The following is an 18,391-nucleotide window of genomic DNA, read 5'->3' as shown; positions in this document are numbered from 1 at the left end:
ACCCCGGAAGGAAGGGACGGCCTTGAGCCGGACGCCGTACGAGCAGTACGCCCAGCCCGGCCCGCGCGAGCCTGAGCTGCCGCGTACCGCCGGCACGCCCGCGCCCGGCGCGATCACCGTCATCGGCACCGGCACCACCGGCACGGGCACCGGTACCGACGTCGCCGCGACGGCTCCGGCAGGCGCCACGCTCGTCGTCGGCGCGCGGCGCCATCTGGAGGCGGCGCGGCTGCCGGCCGGCGTGGAGCAGATCGTCCTCGGCCCGCTCGCCCCGGCCCTCGACGGCATCGAGCGGCACCTCGGCTCGCCGGAGCACCAGGACCGGCGGGTGACCGTGCTCGCCTCCGGTGATCCCGGGTTCTTCGGCATCGTCCGGGCCCTCGGGGCGCGCTTCGGCCCCGAGACCCTGGACGTCCGCCCGTCCTCCCCCTCCATCGCGGTGGCCTTCGCCCGGCTGGGGCTGTCCTGGGACGACGCGGTCGTCGTCAGCGCGCACGGCCGTGATCCGCGAACGGCCGTCAACGTGTGCCGCGCGCACCCCAAGACCGCGGTGCTGACCGGTCCCGGGGCCGGTCCCGCCGAGTTGGGCGCCGCACTGGCCCGGACCGGCCTCGAGCGCACGCTGGTGGTCGCGGCGGCTCTCGGCACGGCGGACGAGACCGTCGAGCGGGTCTCCCCCGCCGACGCCGCCGTCCGCGACTGGACCGGCACCGGGGTGAGTGTCGTGCTCTGTCTGGACGAGGCGCGGGTGCTGTCACCGGTCCAGCGGATCGTCGCCGGTCCGCCGCCCGCGCCGGCCGGCTGGGCGCTGCCCGAGGAGGCGTTCGGGTACCGCGACTCGATGATCACCAAGTTCGAGGTGCGTGCCCTGGCCCTGTCGCGGCTCGCCCCGCGCACCGGTGACCTCGTGTGGGACATAGGGGCCGGATCGGGTTCCGTGGCCGTGGAGTGCGCCCGCTTCGGCGCCGCCGCGGTCGCCGTCGAACAGACCCCCGACGGCATCGAGCGGATCCGGGCGAACGCGGCGGCCCACGGTGTGGACGTGCAGATCGTGCACGGCGCCGCCCCGACCGTGCTGTCCCAGCTCCCGGACCCGGACGCCGTCTTCATCGGCGGCGGCGGGCGCGACCTGCCCGCCATCGTCGGTGCCTGCGCCAGGCGCGCCCGGCGGACCGTGGTCGTGACCCTCGCGGCCGTCGACCGCGTCGGCGACGTACGCGCCGCCCTCTCCGCGGCCGGTCTCGAACCGGACGGTCTGCTGCTGCAGTCCTCCCGGCTGGCACCGCTGCCGGGCGGCGTCACCCGGCTCGCCGCCAACAATCCCGTATTCGTCCTGTGGGCCACCCGGCCCGGCACCGAAGGAGCAATTCTGTGATCGGCCTGATTTCCGCCACCTCGGCGGGGCAGCGCGGCTGCGAACACCTGGCCGCCGCCTGGCCCGACGAGGTCCGGGTCTACGACGGGCCGGTCCGCGAGGCGGTCGGTCGCGCGTTCGCCGAATGCGAGCAACTGGTGTGCTTCCTCGCCACCGGCGCCGTCGTCCGCCTGATCGCCCCCCTGCTGCGGGGCAAGGACACCGATCCCGGTGTCGTCACGGTGGACGAGACGCATCAGCACGCGATAGCGCTGCTGGGCGGCCACGGCGGCGGTGCGAACGAGCTGGCGCAGCGCGTCGCCGACGCACTGGGCTGCCGTCCGGTGATCAGCACCGCCACCGACGCCGCCGGGGTGCCAGGACTCGACATGCTGGGCTGGCCCGTCGACGGCGCGGTCGCGGCCGTCAGCCGCGCGATCCTCGACGGCGACCCCGTACATCTGGACACCCCCCATGGCGTCCACCCCCTTCCTGCTCTGCCACCCAACGTAACCGCCGCCACTGACAGTGACGTCTCACTGATCGTCACCGACCGTGTGGCCGCAGCGGATACAGCCGCCAGGACCGTGCTGCTGCGCCCGCCGTCGCTGGTCGTCGGCGTGGGCGGCAGCCGGGGAGTGCCGGCCGACGAGGTGCTGACGCTGATCGGGAGCGCGCTCGCCGACGCGGGTCTTTCGCCCCGCTCGGTCGCGGCGCTGGCGACCGTGGACGCGAAGGCGGACGAGGCGGGGATCGTCGAGGCCGCCGAGCGGCTCGGGGTGCCGCTGCTGACGTACACCGCGGACCGGCTCGCCGGGATCGACGTACCGAACCCGTCGGACGCTCCGCTGGCGGCCGTCGGCACCCCGTCGGTCGCCGAGGCGGCGGCGCTCGCGGCGGCACCGGGCGGCGAACTGCTGGTGCCCAAGCGGAAGTCCGCGCCGCAGGAGGGTCCCGCGATGGCGACCGCCGCCGTGGCGCGGCGCCGTCCGCGCGGCCGGCTCTCGGTGGTCGGGCTCGGTCCCGGCGCACGTGACCTGCTGACGCCGCGGGCCCGCGAGGAGCTGCGCCGGGCATCGGTGATCGTCGGCCTGGACCAGTACGTCGACCAGATCAGGGACCTGCTGCGGCCCGGCACCCGGATCCTGGAATCCGGCCTGGGTGCCGAGGAGGAGCGGGCGCGTACCGCTGTGGAGCAGGCCCGCGCGGGCCATGCGGTGGCCCTGATCGGCAGCGGTGACGCGGGCGTCTACGCGATGGCCTCCCCCGCGCTCGCCGAGGCCGCGGACGACATCGACGTCGTCGGGGTGCCCGGGGTGACGGCCGCGCTCGCCGCCGCCGCGATCCTGGGTGCGCCGCTGGGCCACGACCATGTGTCGATCAGCCTGTCGGACCTGCACACACCGTGGGACGTCATCGAGCGCCGGGTCCGCGCCGCGGCCGAGTCCGATCTGATCGTCACCTTCTACAACCCGCGCAGCCGGGGCCGCGACTGGCAGCTGCCGAAGGCGCTGTCGCTGCTCGCGGAGCACCGGGAGCCCGGCACCCCGGTCGGCGTCGTGCACGCCGCGTCCCGGCCTGACGAGCGCAGCGAGGTGACGACCATCGCGGCGCTGGATGTGACGACGGTCGACATGGTGACCGTCGTGACCGTCGGCAACACCGCCACCCGCAACGTGGCCGGCCGCATGGTGACCCCGCGCGGCTACCGGTGGCAGGCATGACCGGCCCGCAGCCCATCCGACGACCGGGAGGTTCCCTGTGACCCGCACCGTTCACCCCATCGAGCAGGAGTCGTTCCGCAGACTGCGCTCCCGGCTCGACACCTCGCACTTCCCGCCGCTGACGCGGGCCGTGGTCGAGCGGGTCGTCCACTCCAGCGCCGATCTGGAGTACGCCGGGGAACTCGTCTGTGACGAGGCCGAGTTGCTGGCCGCCCACACCGCGCTGCACGCGGGCGCCCCGATCGTCGCGGATGTCGAGATGGTCGCCGCCGGGATCACCACCCGGCCGGTCGTCTGCCGGCTCAAGGACGGCCGGTCGGGTCCCGGGCTGACCCGCAGCGCGCACGCGATCCGGCTGGCCTACGAACAGGTCGGTCCCGGTGCCGTCTGGGTGATCGGGTGCGCGCCGACCGCGCTCGAGGAACTGCTGACGCTGGACGCCGCGCCCGCGCTGGTGATCGGTCTGCCGGTCGGCTTCGTGGGAGCGGCGGAGAGCAAGGCCGCGCTGCGCGCCTCCGGTCTGCCCGCCGTCAGCAACATCTCCGAGAAGGGCGGTTCCGCCGTGGCGTCCGCCGCGCTCAACGCCCTGCTCTACACCGAACGTCCCGGCGGCCCCGCCGCCCCGGAAGCCCTCACCCCCCTCACCAAGGAGAACTCGCTGTGATCCCGCCCGCACTCCTGCTCGTCGGCCACGGAACCCGTGACGAGGCCGGAGCCGAAGCCTTCCGTGCGTTCGTCCGGCAGCTCGGCGAGCACAATCCCGGGCTGCCGGTCGGCGGCGGGTTCATCGAACTGTCGCCGCCGCCGCTCGCCGACTCGGTCGCGGAACTGGTGGCGCAGGGCGTCCGCAGCTTCGCGGCGGTCCCCATGGTGCTGGTCTCCGCGGGGCACGCGAAGGGCGACATCCCGGCCGCCCTGGCCCGCGAGGAGCAGCGGCACCCGGGCACGACGTACACCTACGGCCGGCCGCTGGGCCCGCACCCGGGCCTGCTGACGATCCTGGAGCGGCGGCTGGACGAGGTGCTCGGCGACGACGACCGCTCGGACACCACGGTGCTGCTCGTCGGCCGCGGTTCGACCGACCCGGACGCCAACGCCGAGATATACAAGGTCGCGCGGCTGCTGTGGGAGGGCCGCGGCTACGCGGGCGTGGAGACGGCGTTCGTGTCGCTGGCCGCGCCGGACGTGCCCTCGGGTCTTGAGCGCTGCCGCAAGCTGGGCGCCGGCCGCATCGTCGTGCTGCCGTACTTCCTGTTCACCGGCATCCTGCCGGACCGGGTCCGGGACCAGGCCGCCGAATGGGCCGCCGCGCATCCGGCGACCGACGTGCGGCAGGCGGCCGTCATCGGCCCGGAGCCGGAGCTGGCCGACCTGGTGATGGAGCGCTACCGCGAGACCCTCAAGGGCGATCTGCGGATGAACTGCGACTCCTGCGTCTACCGCGTCAAGCTGCCCGGTTTCGAGGACCGGGTCGGTATGCCGCAGCAGCCGCACCACCACCCCGACGACCCCTCGGGCGACCACGGCCACCACCACGGTCACCATGCCCACTCCCACTGACGGCACTTCCGGTGCCGGCGGCACGGACGGCTACGACCTCCGGCACCACGGCGACGCCGAGGTGCGCGACGACGGCGGGGTACTGACCGACCTCGCCGTCAACGTCCGTGCCGGTACGCCGCCGGCCTGGCTGAAGGCGACGATCGCCGCGTCGCTCGACGGCCTGGCGGCCTATCCCGACGGGCGGGCGGCGCGGGCCGCCGTCGCCCGGCGGCACGGCCGGCCGGTGGACGAGGTGCTGCTGACGGCGGGCGCGGCGGAGGCGTTCGTGCTGCTGGCGCGGGCCTTCGCACCGCGTCACGCGGTCGTGGTGCACCCGCAGTTCACCGAGCCCGAGGCGGCGCTGCGCGACGCCGGACACGCCGTGCACCGGGTGGTCCTGGACGCCGCCGACGGTTTCCGGCTCGATCCGGCGGCCGTTCCCGAGGACGCCGACTTCGTCGTGCTCGGCAATCCGACGAACCCGACGTCGGCACTCCACCCGTCCGACGTGGTCGCACGGCTGGCCCGGCCCGGCCGGACCCTGGTGGTCGACGAGGCGTTCATGGACGCCGTACCCGGCGAGTCCGCCTCGCTGGCCGCCCGCCGTGACGTACCCGGTCTCGTCGTGCTGCGCAGCCTCACCAAGACCTGGGGGCTGGCGGGACTGCGGATCGGCTATGTGCTCGCCGGCGCCGAGCACATCGCCCTGCTGGAGCGCGCGCAGCCGCTGTGGGCGGTCTCGTCGCCGGGGCTGGCCGCCATCGAGGCGTGTGTGGCACCGGACGCGCTGGCGGAGGCGGACCGGGCCGCGGCCGAGATCGCGGTCTGCCGCGCGTATCTGCTCGCCCGGCTGGGCGAGTTCGACGGACTGGAGGTCGCAGGCACGCCCGCCGGGCCGTTCGTCCTGGTCGAACTGCAGGACGCGGCCGCCGTCCGTGAGCGGCTGCGCGACCTCGGCTTCGCGGTCCGCCGCGCGGACACCTTCCCCGGTCTCGACGGGCGGTGGCTGCGGATCGCCGTCCGCGACGCGGCCACGACGGACGCCTTCGTCGAAGCGCTGGCCAAGGCGCGCAGCGGACGGAGCCCGGAGGACCCGGCGGTCAGTTCTTGAGGCCGAGCGCCTGGATGTCCACACCGCCCAGCGCCGGGTGGAGATAGACGTTGGTCAGCCGCGCCGAGCGGTAGTTGAGCTGCCGCACGTACATGAACGGGATCAGGGTGCCCCGGTCCTGCGAGGTGGAGTCGACGGTGCGCCAGACGCTGTCGGCGGAGTTCCGGTCGGTCTTGGCGTCGGCCTCGTCCATCAGGTCCTTCAGCTGCTGGTCGGCGAGGGCCGCGTAGTTGGACGGGCTGCCGGTCAGCAGCAGCGGGCGCAGGAAGCCGGCCGGGGTGGGCCAGTCGGACTGCCAGGTGGTGAGGATGATGCCCCACCCACGCTCCTTGATCTTCTTCTGGTCGGGCAGCGTCGCGTACAGGTCCGCGGCCTCGGGGTACTCGGTCTTGGCGGTGATCCCGACGGCGGCGAGCTGGGTGCGCAGATTCTCCACGATGGCCTTGGTCCGGGGGTTGCCGGTGGCCGTGACGATGGTGGTCGAGAAGCCGGACGCGTGCCCGCAGTCGGACAGCTGGCGCTTGGCGAGGTCGGGATAGGTGCGGCCGGCGGTCGTGCCGTACGTGTTCAGATGCGGGTCGTAGCCGCCGACCGTCGGCGGCAGCATCCCGCCCGCGACGTCCCCCGCGTCCTTTCCGCCGCCCGCGTCGCGCAGCGCGGTCCGGTTCGCCGCGTACTGCACCGCCCAGCGGCAGCGGTAGTCGTTCAGGGGTGCGACGGCGGTCTGCAGGGAGAAGTACCGGACGGCCCCGATCAGCGCGGAGTCCGCGTTCGCCTTGAGGCTGTCGCTGCCGAGGATCTTGGTGCGGGTGGCGTCCTGCACACCGGCCTGGGCCGGGTCCAGGTCGGCCTCTCCGCTGAGCAGCGCGGCGTCGACCACGTCGGAGCCGGCCGCGACCGTGAAGTCGACGGCGTCCGGCAGGGCCGTGCGGATGCCGTCGGTGGCCGGGTCCCACTCGTCGTTGCGCACCAGCCGCAGCTTCTTGTCGCGATCGTAGGAGGCGATCTTGTACGGTCCGCTGGCGACCGGCTGCTTCTCGTAGTTGTCCTTGGTGTCCTTGGCCTTCGGCACGGGCGAGGACATCGGCAGCGCGAGCACGTACGGGAAGTCGGCGAACGGCGCGTCGAGATGGAAGACGATGGTGCTGTCATCCGGTGTGAGCACGCTCTTCAGGCCCAGCTGGTCCGGGTCGGTGTCCTTGTACGGGCCCGGGTAGGACTGGCCCTGGTCGAGCAGGTCCCGCAGATGCGTGGGTCCGCCGCTGAACAGATCGGTCGCGAACGTCCGCTCGATGCCGTACTTGATGTCCTTGGACGTGATGGCCGTGCCGTCCTCGAAGGTCACGCCCTTCTTGAGGGTGTACGTGTAGGTGAGGCCGCCGTCGCTGACCGTGCCGGTGGTGGTGGCCAGGTCCGGCGCGAGTTCGGCGCCCGCCCCGCTGGGCTGGGGGGCGAAGTCCACGAGCTTGCGCAGCAGGAGCCGGTCCAGGTTCCAGGCGAGCGGTGAGTAGGAGCGCGCCGGGTCCAGGGAGTCGGGGGCGTAGTACGACATCAGCTTGAGCGTGCCGCCCTTGGCCGTGGACGGGTTGACGGTGCCGTTGACCGCCCCGTCGAAGCCGCGGCCGACGGTCCGCTTGCCGATCAGGTCCAGGGCCGTGACGGTGTGCTCGGACGGGGCGTGCGAGGAGCCGAGGCGGACCGCGAGCACCGTGCCGAGCGTCAGCACCACGGCCGCCGAAACAGCGATGAGGGCGCGCCGCCGTCCCTTGCCGCGGCGCGGATCGACCGGCGCCGTGCCCCACTGCTGGGACGTGTACACCTCGCCGGGCCGCCCCGACGCCGGTGGCATCGGCAGCGGCGGCGGAACCGGGGTGTGCGGCGGTGTGTGCGGCGGGTTGTAGGCCGGGTGCAGGGGCACGACCGGCCGCGGGACGGGGGCGGGCGGCAGGGCCGGGGTGGCGCCGCCCCGGGGTGCCGCGAGCCAGCCGTTCAGGTCGTCGCGCATGGCGGCCGCGCTGCGCGGGCGCAGCGCGGGGTTCTTGGAGAGGGCGGAGATGACGATCACGTCCAGCTCGGGCGGTACCGCCGCGTTCCGCGCCGAGGGCGGCTCCGGGGTGGAGTGGATGTGCGCGTACATCACCGTGAGCGGCGTCGGGCCGGGGAACGGGACGGTGCCGGTGAGCAGTTCGGTCAGCATGCAGCCGACCGCGTACAGATCGCTGCGCGCGTCCACCTCGCGGTCCTCGATCTGCTCCGGTGACATGTAGCCGGGGGTGCCGAGGGCCGATCCGGTGCCGGTGATCCGGGTCAGCGAGTGCACGACCCGGGCGATCCCGAAGTCGGCGACCTTGACCGAACCCGTCGAGGTGATCAGGACGTTGGACGGTTTGACGTCCCGGTGGACCAGCCCGCGGGCGTGGGCGTGGGCGAGCGCGTCCAGGATGTCGCAGGTGATCCTGACCGCCCGATCGATGTCCAGCCTGACCTGGCTGCGGGCCAGTTCGGCGAGGGTGCTGCCGTCCACGTACTCCATGACGAGGTACGGCACGATGCCCTCGTCCGTCCGCACCTCGTCCTGGTCGTGGACGGTGACGATGCCGGGGTGGTTGAGCCCGGCGGCGGCGCGGGCCTCGCGCGCGAAGCGGCGCCGGGCCTCGGCGTCCCGGGCCAGTTCCGGCAGGAGGGTCTTGACGGCGACGGTCCTGCCGAGCCGGGTGTCGTACGCGAGATGAACCCGTGCCATGCCTCCGGAGCCGAGCAGCTCCCGGATCTCGTACCTGCCCCCGAACAGCGCGCTGTCCATCGCGTCCCCCGACCCCCGGCCCGTCCAGCGGACCCCGTGACCCCTGTGACCCCTGAAACGAACCCTGCGAACTCTGTCTGCTTTCCCCTGAACACAACAGTAGAGGGCGACGCCGACAACGGCGCCGCCCTCTCCCATTCCCCCTCGGACCCTCAGTCCCCCCTCGGGTCCCCATCCGGTCGGAACCGGACGTCTAGGCGTCGGTTTCCGCAGCCTGCGCCGCCTTGCGGCGGCGGGACGTCAGATACAGCGCGCTACCGCCGACCACGACGAGCGCACCGGCGCCCGCGGCGAGCAGCGGGGTGTTGGAACTGCTGCCGGTCTCCGCGAGGTTCTGGGTGGTGGGGCCGGTCTGCGGCTCCGACCCACCACTGCCGCCGGTGCCCCCCGAACCACTCGCGCCGCTCGAACCACCGCTGCCGCCGGAGCTACCGCCCGAACCGCCCGACGCGCCACCGGAGTCGGCACCGGTCGTGGACCCGCCGGACGACGCTCCCCCGGTGGAGGCACCGCCGCCGGTGGTGCCGCCGTTCGTGGCACCGCCATTCGTAGCACCGCCGTTGTCGGCTCCACCGTTGGTGGTACCGCCGTGGGTGGCGCCGCCGTTGGAGGTGCCGCCGGTCGTCGGGTCGACCACCTTCGGCGCCTCGCAGGTCGCCTTGACCAGGGTCACGGTGCCGCTGACGACCGCGACGTTCAGCTTGAGCGGATTGACCTTCACCTTCAGTTCCAGCCCGGTGGCGGCGGCCGTCCGCGACGTGGTCCGGGTCTTCGTCAGGTCGAGGCTGACCTCGCCGACTCCGGGCACCGCGACCTTGGTCGTCCCGGTGGCGGTCAGGGTGACCTTCTTGTTGAGCACCCACACGCCGGCCAGCGTGGCCGACGCGGTCGGCTTCCGGCCCGCCTCGCAGGTCGCCTTGGAGGTGACCGCCTCGAGCTTGATCAGGGACAGGTACGGCAGGCCGGGCAGATGCACCTCGGCGCGGGCCAGGTTCGCGTAGCCCTCCGCCTTGTGCGCGTCGGCCGTCGCCTTCGCGGTGGCGACATCCGCCCGCAGCATGCTGAACGGCTTGCCCTGGTCGACACCGTCCAGCTTGGCGGTGAGCGCGGTCTCGGCGGCGTCGGCCGGTGCCTTCACATCGTTGAGCGAGACGTTCAGCGGCAGATGGACCGTCTTGTTCACCAGCGATACGTCGAGACCCGCGCGCAGGACGGTCGCGGTCGAGCTGCCGCCCCCGGAGCCGCCGGAGGTGCCCCCGGAGTTTCCGGAGGGATGCGCCTGGGCCGCCGGGGCGACGGCCAGCGCACCTGCCGCAAGCGCGACGGCCGCGCCGACGGCGGCGGCCGAACGGCGTGCGGGCAGGCTGAAGTTGGAGCTGTACACGGTGGAACCCCCACGAGTGGCTTGGAGTCAGCGGCGCCGCTTGAGGGGACAACGCGACCGCCGGTGACCTCGGTCCCGCCATATTTACGCACTGAGAGTGAACTGGCGACTACCTGAAGCGAGTTCACCCATACGGGTGGTTTCCGGCATTATCTTCGAATCTTGCTGCACGCCCGTTCCCACCCGTCACCCGTGCCACGTGATGACGGCCCCCACCTCCGTTGACGCGCCGAGGAGTACGCGGTGGTGCTCAACGACCCGCACCTGCTTCGCGTAACGCTGCGTCAACCCACCACCCGCCCGCGCAGCACGATGCGCCGCGGATCGGCCAGCACCCGTACGTCCGCCCGCGGATCGGCGGCGTACACGATGAGGTCGGCGGAGGCGCCCTCGGTGAGCCCGTCGCGGCCGAGCCATGCGCGGGCGCCCCAGGTCGTGGCGGACAGCGCCTCGACCGGCGACAGGCCCGCCGTGACGAGTTCGGCGATCTCGTCGGCGATCAGGCCGTGGGCCAGCGAGCCGCCCGCGTCGGTGCCGGCGAAGATCCGGATGCCGGCGTCGTGCGCGGCGCCCACCGTGGCGTGCCGGCGCTCGTGCAGCCGGCGCATATGGGCCGCCCAGCGCGGGAACTTGGCCTCGCCGCCGGCCGCCATCGACGGGAACGTCGCGATGTTGACCAGGGTCGGGACGATGGCGACGCCGCGTTCCACGAAGAGCGGGATGGTGTCCTCGGTCAGCCCGGTGGCGTGCTCGACGCAGTCGATACCCGCCTCCACGAGGTCACGCAGCGAGTCCTCGGCGAAGCAGTGCGCGGTGACCCGCGCGCCCTCCTCGTGGGCGGCGGCGATGGCCTCCTCCAGGGCGCCGCGCGGCCAACAGGCCGTGAGGTCACCGGCCTCGCGGTCGATCCAGTCGCCGACGAGCTTCACCCAGCCGTCCCCGCGCCGCGCCTCCTGGCGGACGTACGCCGTCAGATCCCCCGGCTCGATCTCGTGCGCGTAGTTGCGGATGTAGCGGCGGGTGCGCGCGATGTGCCGGCCGGCGCGGATGATCCGCGGCAGGTCCTCGCGGTCGTCGACCCAGCGGGTGTCGGACGGCGACCCGGCGTCGCGCAGCAGCAGGGTGCCGGCCTCGCGGTCGGTCAGCGCCTGCTTCTCCGCCGTCTCCGCGTCCACCGGGCCGTGCGTGTCGAGGCCGACGTGGCAGTGCGCGTCGACGAGGCCGGGCAGCGCCCAGCCCTCGACGGTGGTCACCTCGAGCGGTCCGGCCGGCCGGTCGTACGAGATCCGGCCGTCCAGCACCCACACCTCGTCCCTGACGTCCTCGGGGCCGACCAGCACCCGGCCCTTGACGTGCAGCGCACCGCGATCACCCATGACACTCATGCCCAGCACCCTAAAAGGTCGGAGGTACGCTCGCGAAGGCACCCTCGGGCCCGACACGGCCCCGGGCATGCCCCAGACCTTCATCCGTACGGAAGAGACACATCGTGACGCACCCCCTCCTGGACCTGCCCCCGCTGACCGCCGCCCGTTTCGCCGGGATCGAACGGCGTGTCGCGGCGCTGCTGGGCACCGAGCAGGACGTCGTCATCACCCAGGGCGAGGCGCTGCTGCCCCTCGAAGGCTGCATCCGCGGCGGGGCCCGGCCCGGCTCCGCGGCACTCAATGTGGTGACCGGCCCCTACGGGAAGACGTTCGGCGACTGGCTGCGCGACGCGGGCGCCGAGGTCACCGACCTGGCCGTGCCGTTCCACGGGGCGGTCTCCGCCGAGCAGGTGGAGCGCGCTCTGGCGGAGCACCCGGAGATCGACTTCGTCTCGCTGGTGCACGCCGAGGCGGCCACCGGCAACACGAACCCGGTGGCGGAGATCGGCGAGGTGGTGCGCGCGCACGGCGCGCTGTTCATGCTGGACGCGGTCGCGTCGGTGGCCGCGGAACCGCTGCTGCCGGACGCGTGGGGCGTGGACCTGTGCGTCATCGGCGCGCAGAAGGCGATGGGCGGCCCCGCCGGCGTGTCGGCGGTCTCGGTCAGCGCCCGCGCCTGGGAGCGGATGGCGGCCAACCCGGCGGCGCCGCGCCGCTCGTACCTCTCCCTGCTGGACTGGAAGGAGCGCTGGATCGACACCGGCCGCGCCGCACTCCCGCACGCGCCCGCGCAGTTGGAGATGCTGGCGCTGGAGGCGTGTCTGGAGCGGATCGACGCCGACGGCCTCGACACGGTGATCGCCCGGCACCGGGCGGCCGCCACCGCGACCCGCGAGGGCGCGCTCGCCCTCGGCGGCGGCCTGGAGCCGTATGTGTACGAGGCGCGCGACGCCGCGCCGGTCGCGACCACGCTGCGGGTGCCCGCGGGGACCGACGCCACCGCGCTGGTGGCGCGGGCGCTCGCCCTGGACCCCTCGGTCCCGCTCGTCGCCGGCGGTGGCGCGCTCGCCAAGGAGATGGTCCGCGTCAACCACTACGGCCCCGACGCGGATCCCGCCGTGGTCGCCCGGAGCCTCGCGGCGCTGGGTACGGCGCTTTCCGAATAGCGCAGCGTCACCCATTACAGCAGAGCGTGATCACATCAAAGGACAAGAAAGCACTTCCGGGGAATTCGGCCTTTCTGCGGCCGGTCCAGACCGAATTCTCCGGAAGCATTCTTCCGCATGTCTCATGCCCAGCCTTCCGAAGGCTAAACGCAAGGATTCCGTTAAAGCATCCTGGCCGGCTCCGGCAATGTGACGGACTCCACACCAAGATCGAATCACCCGGTCATATCCGGATATAACCGCAGGTCTCGCCACGGTTTTGGCCACCCGCACCCACCCGCGCGATAACACGACGAGCCGGCTGCGTAAAGACCTCCGCCCCATGCAATTCCACTTTCTGCTCGGTAGGTTCATTCCGCATGAACGCCGCTACGGAATGGAAGGCACCACTCGCTCCCGCATTCCTCGACACCCCCACAGTCGATGACGGCGGAGCGATGTGGCGCATCGCCCGCGATTCTCGGACGCTCGATCTCAACTCCTCGTACAGCTATCTCCTGTGGTGCCGCGACTTCGCCGGCACCTCGGTGGTGGCCCGCGACGCCGACGGCGCCCCGGTGGGCTACGTGACCGGATACCTCCGCCCCGAGGAGCCGCGGACGCTGGTCGTCTGGCAGGTGGCCGTCGACGCGGCGCAGCGCGGCCGCGGCGTGGCGGCGGCCATGCTCGACCACCTCGCCGCACGCGTCGCCGTCGACGACGTCCGCTGGATCGAGACCACGATCACGCCGGACAACGCCGCTTCGCAGCGGCTGTTCACCTCCTTCGCCGAGCGCCACGACGTCCCGGTCGAACGCGAAGTCCTCTTCCCCGGTGCCCTGTTCCCCGACGGGCACGACTCCGAGGTGCTGTTCCGCATCGGCCCGACGGTCTGACGCCATCGCGTTCCGCTTCCCCCCACCCCTGACTTCGCACCATCCCCACCGCACCGCACCCCCACCGCACCGCACCCCCACCGCACCGCCTCCCGGAAAGCAGGCACAGTGACCATCACCGCACCCGACATGACCGTCTTCGAGTCCCTGGAGTCGGAGGTCCGCAGCTACTGCCGCAGCTGGCCGGTCATCTTCGACCGCGCCCAGGGCAGCGTGATGTACGACGAGGACGGCCACGCGTATCTCGACTTCTTCTCCGGCGCCGGCGCGCTCAACTACGGGCACAACAACCCGGTGCTCAAACGCGCGCTGCTGGACTACCTCGAACGCGACGGCGTCACCCACGGCCTGGATATGAGCACCACCGCGAAGCGCACCTTCCTGGAGCGCTTCCAGCAGGTGGTCCTCGAACCGCGCGGCCTGGACTACAAGGTGATGTTCCCCGGCCCGACCGGCACCAACGCCGTCGAGGCCGCGCTCAAGCTGGCCCGTAAGGTCAAGGGCCGCGAGTCGATCGTCTCCTTCACCAACGCCTTCCACGGGATGTCGCTCGGCTCGCTCGCCGTCACCGGCAACTCGATGAAGCGGGCCGGCGCGGGCATCCCGCTGGTGCACGGCACCCCGATGCCGTTCGACAACTACTTCGACGGCCGGGTGCCGGACTTCCTGTGGTTCGAGCGGCTGCTGGAGGACCAGGGTTCCGGCCTCAACCAGCCGGCCGCCGTGATCGTCGAGACGATCCAGGGCGAGGGCGGCATCAACGTCGCCCGTCCGGAGTGGCTGCGGGCGCTGGCCGACCTGTGCAAGCGCCGCGACATGCTGCTGATCGTCGACGACATCCAGATGGGCTGCGGCCGCACCGGCGCGTTCTTCTCCTTCGAGGAGGCCGGGATCACGCCGGACATCGTCACGCTCTCCAAGTCCATCAGCGGCTACGGCATGCCGATGTCCCTCGCGCTCTTCAAGCCGGAGCTCGACGTCTGGGAGCCGGGCGAGCACAACGGCACCTTCCGCGGCAACAACCCGGCGTTCGTCACCGCCACCGCCGCGCTCGACACCTACTGGGCGGACGGCCAGCTGGAGAAGCAGACCGTGATGCGCGGCGAGCAGGTCGAGACCGCGCTGCGGGAGATCTGCACGGCTCAGGCACGCGCCGGCGCCGAGTACCGGGGCCGCGGCCTCGCCTGGGGCCTGCAGTTCATCGACCCGTCGATCGCCGGCCGGGTCTGCGCCCGCGCCTTCGAGCTGGGGATGCTGCTGGAGACCTCCGGCCCGCGCAGCGAGGTCGTCAAGCTGCTGCCGGCCCTGACCATCACCCCCGACGAGCTGGACGAGGGGCTGCGCACCCTCACGCGGGCCGTGAGCGACGTCGTCGGCGAATCCGCCTGACCCAGGAGCCGAGTCGAGCCAGGCCGGGCCCGGGTCCGCAGCCGGGCCCGGCCACGAACGGAAAGAAAGCAGAGGCAACCACGTGATCGTCCGATCCTTCAAGGACATCGAGGGCACCGACCGCGATGTGACCGCCGAGACCGGCACCTGGCGCAGCAAGCGCATCGTCCTCGCCGCCGAGGGCGTGGGCTTCTCGATGCACGAGACCACGATGTACGCCGGGACCGTGACGTCCATGTGGTACGCCAACCACATCGAGGCGGTGCTGTGCGTCGACGGTGAGGGCGAGCTGACCAACGACGAGACCGGGGAGACCCACTGGATCTCCCCGGGCACGCTCTACCTGCTCGACGGCCACGAGCGGCACACCATGCGCCCCAAGACCGATCTGCGCTTCGTCTGCGTCTTCAACCCGCCCGTCACCGGGCGGGAGGTGCACGACGAGAACGGGGTCTACCCGCTGCTGACCGAGACCGGGGGCACGACCGCGACCCGTACCAGGACCCGGAACGGGACCGAGACCGAGACCGAGGGAGCCTGACGCCATGACGACCACCACCGACACCATCACCAGCCGGTACCCGACCCGCGGCGCGTCCGAGGTCACCACTCCCCGCCAGGACCCGGTCGTGTGGTCCGAGTACGGCACGCCGGGCCCGATCCAGCCCGCCGAGCTGCGCGGCTACGACCGGGACGGCTTCCTCACCGTCGACCAGCTGCTCCTGCCGGGCGAAGTGGGCCGCTACCGCGATGAGTTGGACCGGCTCTGCGCCGATCCGGCGATCCGGGCCGACCCCCGCGCGATCGTCGAGCCGAAGTCCGGGTCGATCCGCTCGGTCTTCGAGGTGCACCGGATCAGCGAGGTCTTCGCCGAGCTGGTCCGCGACCCCCGGCTCGCCGACCGCGCGCGCCAGATCCTCGGCTCCGATGTCTACGTCCACCAGAGCCGGATCAACGTCAAGCCGGGCTTCGGGGCGTCGGGGTTCTACTGGCACTCGGACTTCGAGACCTGGCACGCCGAGGACGGTCTGCCCAACATGCGGACGGTCTCCGTCTCGGTGGCGCTGACCGAGAACCACGACACCAACGGCGGGCTGATGATCATGCCCGGCTCGCACCGTACGTTCCTCGGCTGCTCGGGCGAGACGCCGAAGGACAACTACAAGCGGTCGCTGCAGATGCAGGACGCCGGCACCCCGTCCGACGAGGCGCTCACCGAACTCGCCGGGGAGCACGGCATCAAGCTCTTCACGGGTGCGGCGGGTTCCGCGACCTGGTTCGACTGCAACTGCATGCACGGTTCGGGCGACAACATCACGCCGTTCCCGCGCAGCAACGTCTTCATCGTCTTCAACAGCGTGGAGAACGCGGCGGTCGAGCCGTTCGCGGCGCCGGTACGGCGGCCGGAGTTCATCGGCGCACGGGACTTCACCCCGGTGCGGTAGCGGGCAAGCCCTGCGGGGGCCGGACTGCTGGGGGCAGCCCGGCCCCCGCAGGGCGTTTCAGCCGCCGTCGCGCAGGTCGGCGGGCGCGCCGGACCGGAAGGTGATCCGGTCGAAGACCGCCGTGCACCCGTCGGCGTCCGGCGACGGGCACTGCGTCATGAAACCGACGCTCGCGGCCGCCGCCTCCCGCTCCGTGCCGAGGGCGAAGAGCCGGACGAACGTCCACCGCTCACCGTCGGCCGAGGCGTGGAAGGCGAAGGCCCGGCCGGTGCGGGTGATCCGCAGCCAGACGTGGTCCCCGTCCACCTCCCAGCTGTTGGCGTCGTCGGAGCTGCCCTGGGTGACGACCGAGACGACGGTGTACCGGGCGGGCGAGAGCTCCAGGCAGAGCTTGGCCCACTGCTCGTCGGCCACCTGCAGGTAGAGCGCTCCGGCGTCGCCAGCGGCCCGCAGCCGGGCCGTCACCCGGGCGATCAGCTGGAAGTCGCCCTCGGGCGGGGTGCCGAGCAGCCGGGGCGCGTCGGCCGCCGGTACCTTCGGCGCCCGGCCGGGGTGCACGAAGCGGTCCTGGCCGGGACCCGCGGTGAGGACGAGCGCGCCGTCCTGGTAGCTCGGATCGGCGGCCGGACCGTACGCCCGCAGCCCGAAGGGCAGCTCCTTCAGCTCCACTACGCGTTCAGCTCCGCTCAGATCTCCAGCCGGCCGTCGAAGCGGCGCGGCAGGTGGAGCGGGTTCTCGTCGCGCAGCTCCGCGGGGAGCAGGGCGACCGGGGTGTCCTGGTACGCGACCGGCCGCAGCCAGCGCTCGATGGCGGTCCCGCCGACGGAGGTCGAGGTCGACGTGGTCGCCGGGTACGGGCCGCCGTGGTGCTGGGCGGGGGCGACGGCCACGCCGGTCGGCCAGCCGTTGACGAGCAGCCGGCCCGCCAGCGGGGTGAGTTCGGCGAGCAGCGCGGTGGCCGGGCCGTCCTCCTGTCCCGCCTCCTCCTCACCGATGTGGACGGTGGCGGTGAGGTTGCCGGGCAGCCGCTCCAGCACGGCGGTGATCTGGGCGCGGTCCTCGTAGCGCGCCACGACCGTCACCGGGCCGAAGCACTCCTCGAGCAGCAGATCGTGCGGTCCTTCGGCGGCCAGCCGGTCGGCGGGAACGGTGAGGTATCCGGCGCTGACGGTGTGCTCGCCGCCGGAGCCCGGGGTCACCGGGGCCTCGACGCCGGGCAGCGCGGCCCTGGCCTCGACACCGGCGACGAAGGCGTCCCGCATCCGGACGTCGAGCAGGACGCCCGCGTCCGAGTCGCTGACGGCGGCGGTGACGGCCTTGAGCAGCCGGTCGCCCGCCGCGCCGGCCGGGGCCAGCACCAGTCCTGGCTTGACGCAGAACTGGCCGACGCCCAGAGTCATGGACCCGGCGAGTCCCGCGCCGATCTGCTCGGCCCGCTCGTCCGCCGCGGCCTCGGTGATCACGACCGGGTTGAGGCTGCCCAGTTCGCCATGGAAGGGGATCGGCCGGGGACGGGCCGCGGCCGCGTCGAAGAGCGCCCGCCCGCCGCGTACCGAGCCGGTGAATCCGGCGGCGCTGACCAGCGGGTGCTTGATGAGGTCGATACCGGCCTGGAAGCCGTGCACGACGGCGACGACGTCGGCGGGCAGCCCGACCCGGACGGCGGCGCGGCGCAGCACGCTCGCGCACAGCTCCGAGGTGGCGGGGTGGTCCGGGTGCGCCTTGACGACGACCGGGCAGCCGGCGGCCAGCGCGCTCGCGGTGTCGCCGCCGGGGACGGAGAACGCCAGCGGGAAGTTGCTGGCCGAGTAGACCGCGACCACGCCGAGCGGGATCTTGTAGCGCCGCAGGTCGGGGCGGGGAGCGGGCTTCGCGGCCGGGTCCGCGTGGTCGATGACGACGTCCAGGAAGGCGCCCTCGTCGACGATGTCGGCGAACGCGCGCAGCTGGAACGTGGTGCGGGCGAGCTCGCCGGTCAGCCGGCCGGGGCCGAGCGCCGTCTCGGCGTCGGCCGCCTCCAGCACCTGCGGGCCGGCCTCCTCCAGAAGGTCCGCGGCGGTCCGCAGCAGGAGGGCGCGTACGCTGCGGTCGGCGAGCGCGGGCGCCGCGGCGGCCGCGGCGCGGACGGCGGCGTCGATCTCCGCCGTGGTGGCCTCGTCCGCCACCTGCTCCCGCTGCTTCCCGGTACGGGGGTCGACGGACCAGACTGGAACAGCCACCGGGGGAACCTC

15 protein-coding genes are annotated in these 18,391 nt (G+C 72.9%); 10 read left to right on the top strand and 5 right to left on the bottom strand.

Going from position 1 to position 18,391, the window contains the following annotated elements; genetic code table 11:
• Window positions 1–112: 112 nt before the first annotated feature.
• From cbiE to cobC, 5 genes are read left to right on the top strand one after another with little or no spacing between them, the layout of a single operon-like run.
• Window positions 113–1,375 (top strand): precorrin-6y C5,15-methyltransferase (decarboxylating) subunit CbiE, encoded by a 1,263-nt coding sequence (cbiE, locus tag C6N31_RS05470; RefSeq protein WP_138355043.1) that lies wholly within the window; start codon window positions 113–115, stop codon window positions 1,373–1,375.
• On the top strand, window positions 1,372–3,078 hold the full coding sequence (cobJ, locus tag C6N31_RS05465; protein ID WP_138355017.1) for a precorrin-3B C(17)-methyltransferase: 1,707 nt from the start codon (window positions 1,372–1,374) through the stop codon (window positions 3,076–3,078). The genes cbiE and cobJ overlap by 4 nt, the downstream gene beginning before the upstream one ends.
• Before the next feature lie 37 nt (window positions 3,079–3,115).
• Complete coding sequence (locus C6N31_RS05460; protein WP_138355018.1) at window positions 3,116–3,742, top strand: precorrin-8X methylmutase; 627 nt, start codon at window positions 3,116–3,118, stop codon at window positions 3,740–3,742.
• The gene (locus C6N31_RS05455) at window positions 3,739–4,638 is read left to right on the top strand and encodes a sirohydrochlorin chelatase (protein ID WP_138355019.1); all 900 of its coding nucleotides are present in this window, start codon (window positions 3,739–3,741) and stop codon (window positions 4,636–4,638) included. The genes C6N31_RS05460 and C6N31_RS05455 overlap by 4 nt, the downstream gene beginning before the upstream one ends.
• Window positions 4,622–5,731, top strand: coding sequence for an Rv2231c family histidinol phosphate aminotransferase CobC (gene cobC, locus C6N31_RS05450; protein ID WP_138355020.1), 1,110 nt, complete (start codon window positions 4,622–4,624; stop codon window positions 5,729–5,731). The genes C6N31_RS05455 and cobC overlap by 17 nt, the downstream gene beginning before the upstream one ends.
• Here cobC and C6N31_RS05445 read toward each other — a convergent pair.
• The 3 genes from C6N31_RS05445 to C6N31_RS05435 all read right to left on the bottom strand — a co-directional run bounded on the left by C6N31_RS05445 (window position 5,721) and on the right by C6N31_RS05435 (window position 11,294).
• On the bottom strand, window positions 5,721–8,534 hold the full coding sequence (locus C6N31_RS05445) for an ABC transporter substrate-binding protein (protein ID WP_187144828.1): 2,814 nt from the start codon (window positions 8,532–8,534) through the stop codon (window positions 5,721–5,723). The genes cobC and C6N31_RS05445 overlap by 11 nt on opposite strands.
• A gap of 193 nt (window positions 8,535–8,727) precedes the next feature.
• Entirely contained in the window at window positions 8,728–9,918 is a 1,191-nt protein-coding gene (locus C6N31_RS05440) for an SCO1860 family LAETG-anchored protein (RefSeq protein WP_138355022.1), read from the bottom strand.
• 284 nt (window positions 9,919–10,202) lie between these two features.
• A complete protein-coding gene (locus C6N31_RS05435) occupies window positions 10,203–11,294 on the bottom strand; it encodes an amidohydrolase family protein (protein WP_138355044.1) in 1,092 nt (363 codons plus the stop codon).
• Between the two features lie 113 nt (window positions 11,295–11,407).
• On the opposite strand from C6N31_RS05435, the gene C6N31_RS05430 reads away from it, so the two are divergent.
• The 5 genes from C6N31_RS05430 to thpD all read left to right on the top strand — a co-directional run bounded on the left by C6N31_RS05430 (window position 11,408) and on the right by thpD (window position 16,160).
• Entirely contained in the window at window positions 11,408–12,451 is a 1,044-nt protein-coding gene (locus C6N31_RS05430; RefSeq protein WP_138355023.1) for a pyridoxal-phosphate-dependent aminotransferase family protein, read from the top strand.
• A gap of 359 nt (window positions 12,452–12,810) precedes the next feature.
• Window positions 12,811–13,326, top strand: coding sequence for a diaminobutyrate acetyltransferase (ectA, locus tag C6N31_RS05425; RefSeq protein WP_138355024.1), 516 nt, complete (start codon window positions 12,811–12,813; stop codon window positions 13,324–13,326).
• 108 nt (window positions 13,327–13,434) lie between these two features.
• Window positions 13,435–14,715, top strand: a complete 1,281-nt coding sequence (gene ectB, locus C6N31_RS05420; RefSeq protein WP_138355025.1) for a diaminobutyrate--2-oxoglutarate transaminase — start codon at window positions 13,435–13,437, stop codon at window positions 14,713–14,715.
• Window positions 14,716–14,797: 82 nt separating this feature from the next.
• Window positions 14,798–15,256: an ectoine synthase gene (locus tag C6N31_RS05415; RefSeq protein WP_164296452.1), complete on the top strand. Its 459-nt coding sequence runs from the start codon at window positions 14,798–14,800 to the stop codon at window positions 15,254–15,256.
• Window positions 15,257–15,260: 4 nt separating this feature from the next.
• Window positions 15,261–16,160 (top strand): ectoine hydroxylase, encoded by a 900-nt coding sequence (gene thpD, locus C6N31_RS05410; RefSeq protein ID WP_138355027.1) that lies wholly within the window; start codon window positions 15,261–15,263, stop codon window positions 16,158–16,160.
• A gap of 57 nt (window positions 16,161–16,217) precedes the next feature.
• Here thpD and C6N31_RS05405 read toward each other — a convergent pair whose 3' ends face one another.
• Together C6N31_RS05405 and C6N31_RS05400 are read right to left on the bottom strand one after the other, a co-directional pair.
• Complete coding sequence (locus C6N31_RS05405) at window positions 16,218–16,829, bottom strand: DUF1349 domain-containing protein (RefSeq protein WP_138355028.1); 612 nt, start codon at window positions 16,827–16,829, stop codon at window positions 16,218–16,220.
• Window positions 16,830–16,846: 17 nt separating this feature from the next.
• Window positions 16,847–18,379, bottom strand: a complete 1,533-nt coding sequence (locus C6N31_RS05400) for an aldehyde dehydrogenase (NADP(+)) (protein WP_198357180.1) — start codon at window positions 18,377–18,379, stop codon at window positions 16,847–16,849.
• Window positions 18,380–18,391 lie beyond the last annotated feature (12 nt).

The organism is Streptomyces fildesensis (assembly GCF_016107395.1).
In the GTDB taxonomy this organism is placed as follows: Bacteria; Actinomycetota; Actinomycetes; order Streptomycetales; family Streptomycetaceae; genus Actinacidiphila; species Actinacidiphila fildesensis.
Note: the sequence above shows the minus strand (reverse complement) of the source record. Positions and strands in the feature narration are given on the sequence as shown.

Bases quoted from the DNA above. Each gene is read 5' to 3' on its own strand.
- cobC (WP_138355020.1), top strand. From the start codon at position 4,622: ATGCCCACTCCCACTGACGGCACTTCCGGTGCCGGCGGCACGGACGGC.
- C6N31_RS05445 (WP_187144828.1), bottom strand. From the start codon at position 8,534: ATGGACAGCGCGCTGTTCGGGGGCAGGTACGAGATCCGGGAGCTGCTC.
- C6N31_RS05435 (WP_138355044.1), bottom strand. From the start codon at position 11,294: ATGGGTGATCGCGGTGCGCTGCACGTCAAGGGCCGGGTGCTGGTCGGC.
- ectA (WP_138355024.1), top strand. From the start codon at position 12,811: ATGAACGCCGCTACGGAATGGAAGGCACCACTCGCTCCCGCATTCCTC.
- thpD (WP_138355027.1), top strand. From the start codon at position 15,261: ATGACGACCACCACCGACACCATCACCAGCCGGTACCCGACCCGCGGC.